This window comes from Pantoea sp. USMM079 (assembly GCF_037153115.1).
Classification (GTDB): domain Bacteria; phylum Pseudomonadota; class Gammaproteobacteria; order Enterobacterales; family Enterobacteriaceae; genus Pantoea; species Pantoea communis.
This window is the reverse complement of sequence record NZ_JBBCKX010000018.1, coordinates 37,219-49,294: the sequence shown is the minus strand read 5'-3', so window position 1 is coordinate 49,294 and position 12,076 is coordinate 37,219. Positions and strand designations below refer to the sequence as shown.

General features: G+C 49.1%; 9 protein-coding genes. 5 read left to right on the top strand and 4 right to left on the bottom strand.

Translation table 11 applies throughout. From position 1 onward, the window contains the following. Window positions 1-10: 10 nt before the first annotated feature. Window positions 11-1,213 (bottom strand): AAA family ATPase, encoded by a 1,203-nt coding sequence (locus WFP70_RS19310; RefSeq protein ID WP_097119789.1) that lies wholly within the window; start codon window positions 1,211-1,213, stop codon window positions 11-13. Window positions 1,214-1,490: 277 nt separating this feature from the next. Here WFP70_RS19310 and WFP70_RS19305 point away from each other — a divergent pair, with 277 nt between their 5' ends. Together WFP70_RS19305 and WFP70_RS19300 are read left to right on the top strand one after the other, a co-directional pair. Continuing rightward, the gene (locus tag WFP70_RS19305) at window positions 1,491-1,682 is read left to right on the top strand and encodes a hypothetical protein (RefSeq protein ID WP_337024115.1); all 192 of its coding nucleotides are present in this window, start codon (window positions 1,491-1,493) and stop codon (window positions 1,680-1,682) included. Window positions 1,683-3,492: 1,810 nt separating this feature from the next. Next, the gene (locus tag WFP70_RS19300) at window positions 3,493-5,028 is read left to right on the top strand and encodes an FAD-dependent monooxygenase (RefSeq protein WP_337024114.1); all 1,536 of its coding nucleotides are present in this window, start codon (window positions 3,493-3,495) and stop codon (window positions 5,026-5,028) included. Between the two features lie 158 nt (window positions 5,029-5,186). Here WFP70_RS19300 and WFP70_RS19295 read toward each other — a convergent pair whose 3' ends face one another. The 3 genes from WFP70_RS19295 to WFP70_RS19285 form a co-directional block, all read right to left on the bottom strand. Next, window positions 5,187-5,897: a type 1 glutamine amidotransferase domain-containing protein gene (locus WFP70_RS19295; RefSeq protein ID WP_337024113.1), complete on the bottom strand. Its 711-nt coding sequence runs from the start codon at window positions 5,895-5,897 to the stop codon at window positions 5,187-5,189. A 254-nt stretch (window positions 5,898-6,151) separates the two neighbouring features. After that, a complete protein-coding gene (locus WFP70_RS19290; protein WP_337024112.1) occupies window positions 6,152-8,425 on the bottom strand; it encodes a FepA family TonB-dependent siderophore receptor in 2,274 nt (757 codons plus the stop codon). 217 nt (window positions 8,426-8,642) lie between these two features. Continuing rightward, window positions 8,643-9,509 carry a LysR family transcriptional regulator gene (locus WFP70_RS19285; protein WP_160869055.1) on the bottom strand — a complete coding sequence of 289 codons (867 nt, stop codon included), beginning with the start codon at window positions 9,507-9,509 and terminating at the stop codon, window positions 8,643-8,645. A gap of 93 nt (window positions 9,510-9,602) precedes the next feature. Here WFP70_RS19285 and WFP70_RS19280 point away from each other — a divergent pair, with 93 nt between their 5' ends. From WFP70_RS19280 to WFP70_RS19270, 3 genes are all read left to right on the top strand, one after another. Further along, complete coding sequence (locus tag WFP70_RS19280; RefSeq protein ID WP_058962437.1) at window positions 9,603-10,103, top strand: lactoylglutathione lyase family protein; 501 nt, start codon at window positions 9,603-9,605, stop codon at window positions 10,101-10,103. Beyond that, window positions 10,096-11,070, top strand: coding sequence for a zinc-binding dehydrogenase (locus WFP70_RS19275; RefSeq protein ID WP_337024111.1), 975 nt, complete (start codon window positions 10,096-10,098; stop codon window positions 11,068-11,070). Before WFP70_RS19280 ends, WFP70_RS19275 begins: the two co-directional genes overlap by 8 nt. Window positions 11,071-11,326: 256 nt before the next feature. Beyond that, complete coding sequence (locus WFP70_RS19270) at window positions 11,327-12,070, top strand: DeoR/GlpR family DNA-binding transcription regulator (RefSeq protein ID WP_337024110.1); 744 nt, start codon at window positions 11,327-11,329, stop codon at window positions 12,068-12,070. Window positions 12,071-12,076 lie beyond the last annotated feature (6 nt).

Here is a 12,076-nt window from a genome sequence, read left to right as displayed (position 1 = left end):
TTGGGTTCGGTCACTTGGTACTCCTGATATATTCAATGCGGTCAAATACAGCGCGTGAAAAATTCTCGGCTTCTTGTTTCGCCTTTCTGAGTGCATCGGCACTGCCTGGATACGAAGTCGGATTTGCGCTGATCACCGTGTCAAATGACTCACCACAGCGCTCAAAACCATCTAAACGGGGTAATACCGCATCCAGCATCGATTTTGTGAACACCTCGCGTGCATAGCTATGAGACGTAATGTGGTCATGTTTGGTGGTCATCTTCGACATAAAGCCAATATTTGCTTTCAATCTTGGCTCTATCCCCTCGTTCTCAATGCGCTCAAGCATTTCCGGCAGTCGCGTCAGGTATTTCATCGTTGAGTGAAAATCAACCTGTGCTGGCGGTGTCGGCGTAAGCAGTAAGTCACTGGCGGCAATGGCATTGAGCATAAAGGCATCAAGATGTGGCCCGGTGTCGATGAAGATAAAATCGTAATCTTCAGCCAGACGATCAATGACGTTGCGACGCAGGACTTCCGATGGTGCGATGCCGGGTAGATTCTCAGCAACCAGTGCATCCCAGTCGCTGGCGACAAAACCATCATCGATCGAAGCGGGCATCACATCGACGCCTGGCATCACAGTGGGTTTCACAAACTGCTCACGCAGCTGCTCAGTGCTGACATCGTTCAGCATCGCCTGTGCAGCCGTTTCCAGCACCGAACCGACACTGTTGGTATGGCTGAGGAACATGGTGCTGGAGGCCTGCGGATCCAAATCAATCACCAGAATTCGCAGATCATTATGCAGCAAGCCTGGGTGAGCACGTAAACCGTGTGCCAGGGTAACGGTCGTGACGGTTTTGGACACGCCACCTTTGAGATTTACAACAAAAACGACGAAGGGATCTTTATGTTTGTCGCGATATTTGGGCACCTTGCGATGCTTATAGATATCGACGACGTTTTGAATGCTCATTGCATATTGAGAAGTGCTGCCCGTCTGCTTTCTGCCGAATTCATAACCCGCCTCTTCCATCTCACTGATGGCAGCGGCAACCGCGTGTTTACTCAACAGCGGTAAGTTGGCGACGGCATTACGAGTAAAGGTATGGTAGTAGCCTTGCTGGTTAAATTCCTGACGCTGCTGCTCGATATGGCTGCTGAGTCCGTGCAGCATGCCATTCGCACGGTTGGCGATGTCAAACACGTCACCGTAATCACGCTTCATAAGCACCTCAATAATAATGATTTGTTGTATTGTACTAAAAAAGCTTCCGCATGCCAGTTTTTAGGTAAAAATCAATAAAAGTGGATTTTTTAATGATTGAGTGATTTTGGTTTGTATGAGTATATTTGAATTAAATCAATAAGATATATATTATTGATTTTCACCCAACCGATCAATTCATGAAAGTCACGTTTCAATTAACTCCCCTACCCTATCGTACTTAGCACGATATTTAAACAAAAGGTGTTCAGCCGAGTTATTGAAAAAACCAGGATATATGGTCAAGCTGATTGATGAAATGGTTGGCCCGCGTTTTCATCGGCAGGATGATGTTGATAATGTGAGGCTGCACGCGCTTTGGTATAAAAATGGTTGTAGAGATTGCAGTGATTTTGCGTATTATCACCCACATGCGATTGCCATAAAAAATACGCTTTCCCTTCCCTTCCCTTCCCTTCCCTTCCTATAATTCTTTTGAATAATGACAGTTAACGCTGTTGATTAAAATTATGCGCTACAAGCCGTGACTGCACTCTTAGAAAAGTAACTAATGTTGATACGCAGTCATTCTCACTTATTTATTCACTCGCTAAACACTGAATGAATTTTATAAAACATTTTAATTTCAAAGTACATCTACTACACATTTAGCTCACACCAATGATGTGAACTTCTTCTCTGTATTCAGTTTTGAAAAACACGTTACTCAGAATAATTCAGTGTATGAATGTGCTAACTCTTGATCTGGTTAATTTAAGTGACAATAAAAATTCATCAGGATATGGCGTTAGTATTGCCACCATTGTGATCACGTGTGTTTCAATGCACACCACACCACACCACACCACACCACACCACACCTTGTATAGATTAAAATCTGTTGATGAGACTCGAGGCTTTTATTATTCCAGTTCGCGTTGATTTTGCTGTGTACAAACTAATTTGTGCACAACATTACGTAAGTACATCTAGCCCTCGATTTCCAGAATCAGAAATGTTCTGGTGGTTCAAACTTGGATTGCCTTACGGTTAACTTGATTAGGATTTGATTGAAGACTTTTATCAACCCTGACACTTGAATCTGAATCTGAATCTGAATCTGAATCTGAATCTGAGAAGCATAATGCACGTAATGTAATTGAGAGGAAAACTGTAACAGTGAGGCTTTATCTAGGAATGTAGATAATTTTAGATATTTAGGTGGTAACAATTAGCTCTCAAAACTTCTGGGCTACAAGTAGAATTGAGCACGTGAAAGATATCAGCTTTTTATTAGGTTGAAGCCAAGGGAGTAATACACTCTATGCAGAAAAAAGTTTGAATTTGGCTAAGGTGCATGGTGGTTTTCAGCCTGAAAAAATGGAATTATTTGTTATTATTCAACTGGTTAAGTTTATTTTACGGTGGTGTGAAAATCATTAAATTGAAGGGTTTTTACTTCACATTAGGTTATTAATGGTAATAATGTATTGTTCAGCGTTCAGCGTTCAGCGTTCAGCGTTCAGCGTTCAGCGTCATACTTCTGACAAAGTCATCCGCTTTCAAAAACCCAGGCAATTCGTCAAAATTTACCCATTTAACAAATTCGCATTGCAGCATTACGTGCCGGTCATCCAACCAATGTGCAACTGACCCTTACATGTAGCTATCAGATGTCTTTAATTACACCTACTGGTGATACACACGATGAGAAATCTGGAGAAGGCTTAAATGCTGGTTTTAGCATACAAGTCGTATTGTGCGGAAAGTGGAGGATAACGAAATACCAACTGTCGCTTAGGTGTATTCCTTATCCTGGAGTTCTTCCCGGATCAGCTGCAAAGAGATGAACGACACGAAATGCGTTATGCAGAAATACCATCGTCATGACTCACTAGGACTCATAAAAGTAGTGCCCAGACCATCCTAAGCACCATCATTACAAGTACCTTCACCACCCATCAAAAATCCATGGTGATTTTCAGCCTGAAAATTTCAGAAATTTTCTTTTAATACACTACCTTATAGCGTTTTCAGGAAGGTGAAAAAATCCATCTGAAAAGGTGACAATGTCATTTCAAGCTTTACTCGTAAACGCTCATGACAGCCACCTCGGTAGGGCAGGGCGCCCATCTACTGCCGGTAAGAATGCTTTACTCAGTGCGTGCGGAAGACAGTGAGCAAAAGCACGCCCAGTTCAATCAAGCACAATTATACTTTGCATAAAGCTATGCAAATCACACGAACCCAAGCGTTCACCATGGTGTTCCTTTTTAACTCACCCACAGTCGGATAGTCCTATGAACAATATCGACGTACTCATCGTTGGAGCAGGGCCCACTGGTTTGGTGCTGGCACTCTGGCTCACCCGGCAAGACGTGTCAGTTCGAATCATCGACAAGAGTCAGGGACCGGGTGAGACATCACGAGCAATGGCCGTTCAGGCTCGCACGCTGGAGCTGTATCGCCAGTTGGATTTGGCTGAAGAGACTATCGAGGCAGGCTATAAAATGCCGGCAATGAATATGTGGGCGAAGGGAAAACCGAGGGCGCGCATTCCCCTGGAGAATGCCGGGAACGACATTTCTCCGTATCCGTTCGTGCTTGTCTTACCCCAGGACAGACATGAAAAACTGCTGGTCACCCGCCTGGAAACTGCAGGTGTTGTCGTCGAACGACAAACAGAATTCATGTCGTTCAGGGAAGAAGGCGAACAGATTGTTGCCACGCTCAAAACACTTACAGGGCAAACAGAAACCTGCACTGCCACCTATCTTGCAGGCTGTGATGGTGCGCATTCCCCGGTGCGTCATCAGATTGGTAGTGACTTCGAAGGCGGTACTTACAACCAACTCTTTTACGTTGCAGATGTACTGGCCAGTGGAGTGACACCCGCGAATGAGGGACACATTGCCTTCGACAAGTCTGATTTTGTCCTGGTGATGCCCTATGGGCCGGAGCATCAATATCGTTTGATCGGCACTGTTGAAAGTGAGGAAGGGGATAAGCAGCAACACTCTTTTGACGATGTCAGCCAAAGGGCCATTAGCGGATTAGGGCTCAGTATCAAACAGGTAAACTGGTTTTCTACTTACCGTGTCCATCACAGGGTAACCAATCATTTTCGACATGGTCGTGTATTTCTGCTGGGGGATGCAGCACACGTCCATAGCCCGGCGGGAGGGCAGGGGATGAATACCGGCATTGCCGATGCGATAAACCTTGCGTGGAAATTGTCTGCGGTAATTAAAGCGCAGGCCCCTGAAACCTTGCTAGATAGTTATGAGGCGGAGCGAAAAGGCTTCGCTCACCAACTGGTAAAAACCACAGACCGGGTCTTCACTTTCATCACTGCCGCTGGCGGGTTTGCAGATTTCGTGCGTACACACATTGCACCGTCGATCGCCAGTCAGGCCTATCGATATGAACGTGTACGCGAATACCTTTTCCGCGTCATCTCACAATCGACGATGAGCTATCCGGACAGTCCTTTAAGTGAGGGAAAAGCGGGAGAGATAAGTGCGGGCGAGCGCTTACCGTATATCGCTATGGGTGAGACAGACAATTATGCATCACTGAGAAAGATAGTCTGGCAATTACATATCTATGGTACAGCCACTGAAGAAGTCAGGAACTGGGGCGCTCGCCATGGTGTGGAATGGCATGTCTTCCCCTGGCAGGATGTATTTGAGAAAAAAGGATTCAAACAGGATACCGCTTACCTGATTCGACCGGATGGCTATATCGGCCTGGTGGTCACTGAAAGACATGCGGAGCGTCTTTCAGCTTATGTCAGTCGTCTTGGAATACAGCGAGCTTTGTTGTTGAGGCATTGAAAGTCAGCTCGCTCGTGTTACTGGCACATTCATCAGTTCATTGAGTGGCGTAGCAAGTTGCATCAACATGAGTGTGCCAACTTCGATTTGTGGGAAAAATCAGCCTATGGCGTTGGCACGGATTCAACACTGCGTCAGCCAGTTTCAGCAACAGTGTTTTAAAACGCAAGAGGAGTCGCTGCCAGCAACGCGTGACACAAAGCCTCGCCAACCGCGCTAGCAGATTGCGGGTTTTGACCGGTAATCAGCAGGCCGTCGGTCACCACATTGCACTGCCAGTTATCAGCGGGCTGGTGACGTGCACCTCGCGCTTTGAGCGCCGCTTCCAGCATAAAAGGCACTACATTTGCCATACCGACTTCCATTTCTTCGGTATCAGTGAAGGCCGCCACGCGTTTGCCTTTGACCAGATACTGGCCGTTACGCAGTTTCACATTGATCAGCGCTGCCGGGCCGTGGCAAACCGCCGCAACGGGTTTGCCGCTCTCATACATCTGGCGCGTCAGGTATTTCAGCACGGCATCATCGGGGAAATCCCACATCGTGCCGTGTCCGCCGACAAACAGGACCGCGCTGTAATCCTCACTTTTGGCCGCCGCCAGCGGTAAGGTGTTATTCAGCCGCTGCTGAAAGCCCACGTCCTGCCAGTAGTGCTGATTGATCGCATCATCTTCGATACCATAAACCGGTGGTTTTCCTCCTTTGACAGAGGCAAAGGTCGTTCGAATACCGGCTGATTCAAGCACATGTAAAGGGTGAGTCAATTCTGGCAGGTAAAAGCCGGAGATTTCATGCCCGGCGACGATATCGCGAAAACTACTCAGTACCAGCAATACTGGTTTAACTGAGTGCGGCTGGACGCCATTCATAAAGGATCCTCAAAGTCTTATTCATTTTTTGCGTAGCGGATGCGCTGTGCCGGGAAATGCGCCAAACATCGCCCTACCCAGAATAATTTGCGGCGTAAGATTGTGAAACGGTGATTTGCTTATAGCGGCAATAAGAATTCTTTATAACAGTGTGGTATGTAATGTTTTATCGCCGAAATATAATGTTTAAACACTTCCCGGAATATCAGACACCTCGAAATGAAACAGAGCCTCCGCAGAGGCTCATTAATGGTTTAGAAGGAAGTGGTCACACCCGCATAATAAGCGCGGCCCGGTTCGTTATACGTCGAAGCACCTTCGTTCTCTCGGTAGATCTGTTTATTCAGCAGATTGCTGATGCCGGCACTGAAGCGAAGGTTTTTATTCATCTCATAATTTACGCCAACACCATAAATTGCATAGGCACCGACTTCCTTATCTGATAAGCCGCTCGCTTCTTTACGTATCTCAGCCGTGGTACGTGGATGCTGACGCCCATACATGGTCCAGCTCAGGGTGGTGGATAGGGCATCTGTCACCTGCCATTCCAGCCAGCTGTTCACGGTATATTTCGGAATCAACGACAAAGGATTGCCGGTCGATTTATATTTCGACGTGAACATGTAGGTGGCATTGGTGCGCCAGTTCAGCGTGTCTTCAATCAGCGGTAGGGTTAAGTTTCCTTCCAGACCCTGGGTTAACGCTTTACCACCGTTTTGCCACTGATAGATATCATAGTTCGAGGAGTACCATGAACCGGCTACCGCAACGGTTCCAAGAGAATCCGAGCCCGCGACTATTTTATTTTGATAGTCATTACGGAAGTAGGTCAGGCCTGCGCTGTAACCCGCGTCATTCCATTGCAAACCAATCTCTTTGTTTACACTGACTTCAGGTTTGAGATCGCCATTTCCCATCAAGTAACAACCATTACTGCCGCTCACAGAACATCCGTTACCACTGCTGGCGAGCAGATAGCCTTCGGTTGATTGATAGAGATTCGGGGCTTTAAATACGCGAGCAATACCGGCCTTTAACTTCAGCGTGTCGGTTAAATCCTGCTGAATATTAAGGCTCGGGCTCCAGTTATGACCGAATTTATCGCTGTAATCGAAGCGCAGACCGGGGATCAACGTGGTACCGTCGAAGGCATCAATCGTGTCTTCCAGATAGAGTGCACTCAACTCCTGGCTGTTTTTGCTGCTGCGCTGCGATGGGTCGCCGGAAACACCGTTAATATCAATGCCTGTCGCATCCGTTTCCTGCATCGCCGCCGGGTCGTTGAGCTGCTCTTTATTCCACTCCCCCCCGATGGTTAAGGTATGGTCCACCAGCAAGTTGAAGGGAACGGTATATTCGTTGTTGATACGCCAGGTTTTATAGCGGCTGGTGTTGAAGGTATCGCTGTTGATCATCCCTTCTACTTTGCCGGTTGAACCTTCGGCCAGACGCGTATTATGCGTATCCTCATAGCTCAGCGTGAGTTTAGATTGTCCCCAATCCCAGATGCCATTGTGGATGAGGCTATAAGCCTGACGGTACATGCGGTTGGTTTCGCTGCCATATAAGGTCGGCACCAGCGTGCTGAGATTACTCAGGCTATATTGCGTATCCCCGGCATAAATATTGCCCTGACGGCTGTAGGCGTAATTGAAGTCGAGGTATTGTTGCTCGTTAATCTTCCACTGTAACGACGTGTTGATATCACGATTGCGCACACCTTCGTGACCGGCTGCGTAGGAGCCGTTCTCGCTGGTATTGATATCGTAGGCATCGGCGTCGGTTTTATTGATATTGCCGTACATGCGCATCGTCAGCACGTCATCAATCAGTGGGCCGCTGAAACTAAAGTTCATGCGCTTGGTCGCGCCCTCATCTTTGTCTTCAGGCTGATTGGTGAACAGGGATAATGAGCCGTGCCAGTCATTGGTCGGGCGTTTGGTGACGATGTTCACGACACCGCCCATCGCGCCGGAACCGTAGTGAGCCGCCGCCGGACCGCGCAGTACATCGATGTGATCCACCATCTCAGCGGGCACCCAGTTGGTATCGCCTCGGGTATCACGTTCTCCGGTGCGGCTGTAGCGTACAGCGCTGCGCGAAGAAACGGGGACACCATCAATCAGGATCAAAGTGTTTTCGGGGCCCATACCACGAATATCAATCTGGCGATTATTACCGCGGCTTCCTGTGGCACTGTTTCCCGTGAGATTAACGCCAGGCATTTTGCGAATAATATCGGAGAGATCATTAACCGGTGGATTGCGCTCAAGATCCTGTTGAGTAATCAAGGATGCACCAGGTTGCTGCTTTAATACGTCCTCAGCTTTTGCACTGACGATCATATCCGTTTCATTCGTTGCGGGCTTCTCTGCCTTTTTCGCTGAAATAACTTTCTCTTTACCGCTATCATTATTATCCAGCGATAAGACGTCACTATTATCAGCCGCCAGCACATTTCCACTGTGAACGATAATTCCAATCAGAATTGAAAGCGTTGTTTTCCTTACACCAAAGACAAAAGACATATTGTTACACCGGTTTATTATTAGTTACATATCAAACGAGGAAGCGAATAATTATCATAATCATTCTCAATATTGATATTTTTGACACATTTAGACATGTTTGATGGTGCCTGTTTACATGTCTTGCCTCAGGTATTGCAAAGGGGGTTGTAAAGTGAGCAATCATGGAAAGATTGTGAAGGCGTGTGGCGGACACTTTGTCGCATCCGCCACAAGATTAGAGGTGACGTTGTAGCCAGGCTAAGGCTAATTGGGCGCGGGCAGAGAGTGGCCATTCAGCCCGGTGCACTAACCAGATGGTGTCAACCAGCGCATCACCCTCAGCGGCAACCTCAATGGTTTCAGGGCGGGTAAACGCCAGTCGCGCATAGCGTGGCAGAACCGCAAAACCGAGCCCGCGCGCGACCGGTTCCAGAATCAGGCCGATCTGATTACTGAATCCGCGTTGGGGGAGGTTACGAATGCCTGGGTTGCCCGGAAATAATCGACTTAATAATCGTGTCGCCATCGCCTGCCCATCGGGATGGTCGATATAACCCAGCTTTTCCAAATCGTTCCAGCCAGTCACTCGCGTATTAGCCGGTACGATCAGTTCCAGCGGTTCTTCAGCAAAAGGATGGGCCTCGAGCCGTTTATCATCCGGTTTGTGTGTGACCAGGCCCATTTCGTAACGGTTATGCAAAACCGCGTCGATCACTTCGCTATCCGGCGCAAAGCGGTGACGAACAGTGAGGTCGCGATGCTGTTCCTGTAATGACAACAGCAAGGGATAGAGCCGGAGTCCGATGCTGCCGGGCGAAATCACGCTCACTTCACCGCAGGTGGCTTCGGCATCACTCAGTCTCAGCATTAAGTGATGGTGAGCACGATCAATTTGCTGACAATAATCCAGCAGGGCGCTGCCAGCGGGCGTCAGTTCCAGTGGGCGCTTACTCCTCAGTATCACCGGACCTAATTGCAGTTCCAGATGGCGAATATGCTGACTCACCGCCGCCTGGGTGATGCCTAATCGCTCAGCGCTGTCGGTAAAGCTCCCGAGTTCGGCCAGCGTGGCAAAAGATTTGAGCCATTGCGGGTTCATCATAATGAAATTTTATACTTCTCATAATTGATCGTCTGTTTTCATTATAACGACAGTTACGTAGCCTGTAGATCTTTTCATCTTATGAGATTGATCATGACAACTCCTTATCCGCGCACCTTTTCCCATATTGGCCTTTCGGTGACAGACCTTGATGCCGCCGTGAAGTTTTACACCGAAGTGATGGGCTGGTATCTGATCATGCCGCCTACGCAGATTGCAGAAGATGAATCCGCCATCGGTGTGATGTGCAGTGATGTTTTCGGCAAGGGATGGGAGAAGTTTCGCATCGCCCACCTTTCCACAGGTGACCGCGTCGGTGTTGAAATCTTTGAATTCAAGGCGGCAGCAAAACCCGACAATAACTTTGAATACTGGAAAACCGGCGTATTCCATTTCTGCGTTCAGGATCCTGATGTGGAAGGTCTGGCGGAGAAGATTGTTGCAGCGGGTGGTAAGCAACGTATGCCAGTACGTGAGTATTTCCCCGGAGAGAAACCGTATCGCATGGTCTATATGGAAGATCCGTTCGGCAACATCATCGAGATTTACAGCCACAGTTACGAGCTGACCTATTCTGCAGGTGCGTATGTCTGAGCAGGAAATTACCCTCCCCGGCGACTGGCGAGGGTGGGTGTGGCAGGGTGGCGATAACCCGCTGGCACTGCAGGAACGCTACCTGAGTTTGTCACCCCTCCAACCGGGCGAAGTGCTGGTCAGGAATGCCGCGATAGGTTTGAATCCGGTTGACTGGAAAGTGCTCGACACCCAGAGGGATCGGGTGCCTGGCGTCGATGGTGCGGGCACGGTGGTCGCGGTTGGTTCCGATGCCGACCAGCACTGGTTGGGCAGGCGCGTTGCCTACCATCAGAATTTACAACGCAATGGCAGTTTCGCCGAGTATACCGTGCTGGCCGCGCAGGTTTTGCTGCCTATCCCGGATGGACTCGACTTCGCGACCGCCGCTGCTTTCCCTTGCCCGGCACTTACCGCCTGGCAGGCAATTGAAAAGATCCCGGTTGAGCCTGGCGCGCCACTCTTGATTTCGGGAGCGGGGGGATCGGTCGGACATTTTCTTGTGCAGTTGGCCTACGCACGTGGCTTTGAGGTCACGACGTTAAGCGGTGAACGTCACTGGTCACGTCTGCACGCGCTGGGTGCGAAGCGCTGCTACAGCGATGAGCAGCATGATGCTTCTGCCGTGAAGGAGCGCTATTTTGCTGTTATCGATGCTGTCAGCCCGGAAAAAGCAGCGCTTCTGGCGAATAACCTGATGGCGAATGGGCATCTGGTATGCATTCAGGGGCGGGTGAAAGAGTGGCCGAATCCGGCGTTTGGTCGTGCGTTGTCGTTGCATGAAGTGGCACTCGGCGCGCTGCACCAGCATGGTAATGCACAGCAATGGCAAAGACTCACGCAGCAGGGAGAACAGATGCTGAGGCAGATTGCGCAGGGCACACTGCAAAGCGAGTCGTTACTGCACTTCGCATGGGAACAGCTTCCGGCGCAACTGCTGGCTCTGCAGCATCGCAATTTCAGTGGTAAGCAGGTCATTCTGCTCTAGTTGTAAAAGCAAAAGCACACTTGCTTGTCTGCACAATATCGATAGCCGGATTATGTCACTCGTAACTCGGCTAATTGTTTATTCAGTTCTCACGGCAGTGGAATCCTTTACAGAATTATAAAATCCCCTCTCTCGGATGCTATCCCGGCACCGTTCGTCAGTTCGATTGTATCCACTCTCAGAAAGCAGTATTCATCACACCCTCTAATGCTGTATTCTGCTGCATATTGCAATATTTTGCGGCTTTGAGACCGACATGCATAAAACAGCCAGACAAAAATTACTGATGGAATTGTTGCTTGAACAAGGGCAGGTGGGAATCGGGCAGCTCGTCGAGCAGTTGCAGGTTTCTGCGGATACCGTGCGTCGCGACCTGGCCGATCTGGAAAAACAGGGTCTGGCGCAGAAAAACCATGGTGGAGCCGTGGCACTGGATCTGTCAGTGATGAATCGCCATCAGCGCAGTGCCCTTATTCCCGATGTCAAAATTGAACTTGGCAGGCAGGTGGCGGAAAAAATACCGGCAGGCGCCACGCTGTTTCTGGATGCGGGCAGCACGGTGCTGGCGGTCGCCACGTTGCTAAAAGGCCCTGTAACGGTCATTACCACGTCACTGGATATTGCCCATCACCTCAGTGATAAGCCGGATGTCGAACTCATTCTTTTGGGCGGCAAATGGGACAAGCAACAACGGCTGTTTTCCGGCAGCGCCACGCTATCTCTGCTTGAAAAGTATCGTGCCGACATCGCCATTCTGGGGGCCTGTGCGCTGCATGCCCGATTTGGACTGAGTGCCAGCCAGGAGGGGGATGCGGAAGTGAAGCGCGCCATGCTGGCGGCAAGCAGCGAACACTGGGTGGTGGCCGATCATATGAAGCTCAACCGTTGTGAACCCTATCTGGTCGCACCGCTCACCGATATCCATCAACTTTTCCTTGATGCGCCCTGGAGCGAGTTTGACGTCACCGACGCTACACAGGTCAACATCACACATTCTTAATGGCAA

Excerpts from the sequence above, each read along its gene's own strand:
- WFP70_RS19310 (WP_097119789.1), bottom strand. The coding sequence starts at position 1,213 with ATGAAGCGTGATTACGGTGACGTGTTTGACATCGCCAACCGTGCGAAT.
- WFP70_RS19305 (WP_337024115.1), top strand. The coding sequence starts at position 1,491 with ATGGTCAAGCTGATTGATGAAATGGTTGGCCCGCGTTTTCATCGGCAG.
- WFP70_RS19300 (WP_337024114.1), top strand. The coding sequence starts at position 3,493 with ATGAACAATATCGACGTACTCATCGTTGGAGCAGGGCCCACTGGTTTG.
- WFP70_RS19295 (WP_337024113.1), bottom strand. The coding sequence starts at position 5,897 with ATGAATGGCGTCCAGCCGCACTCAGTTAAACCAGTATTGCTGGTACTG.
- WFP70_RS19290 (WP_337024112.1), bottom strand. The coding sequence starts at position 8,425 with ATGTCTTTTGTCTTTGGTGTAAGGAAAACAACGCTTTCAATTCTGATT.
- WFP70_RS19285 (WP_160869055.1), bottom strand. The coding sequence starts at position 9,509 with ATGATGAACCCGCAATGGCTCAAATCTTTTGCCACGCTGGCCGAACTC.
- WFP70_RS19280 (WP_058962437.1), top strand. The coding sequence starts at position 9,603 with ATGACAACTCCTTATCCGCGCACCTTTTCCCATATTGGCCTTTCGGTG.
- WFP70_RS19275 (WP_337024111.1), top strand. The coding sequence starts at position 10,096 with ATGTCTGAGCAGGAAATTACCCTCCCCGGCGACTGGCGAGGGTGGGTG.
- WFP70_RS19270 (WP_337024110.1), top strand. The coding sequence starts at position 11,327 with ATGCATAAAACAGCCAGACAAAAATTACTGATGGAATTGTTGCTTGAA.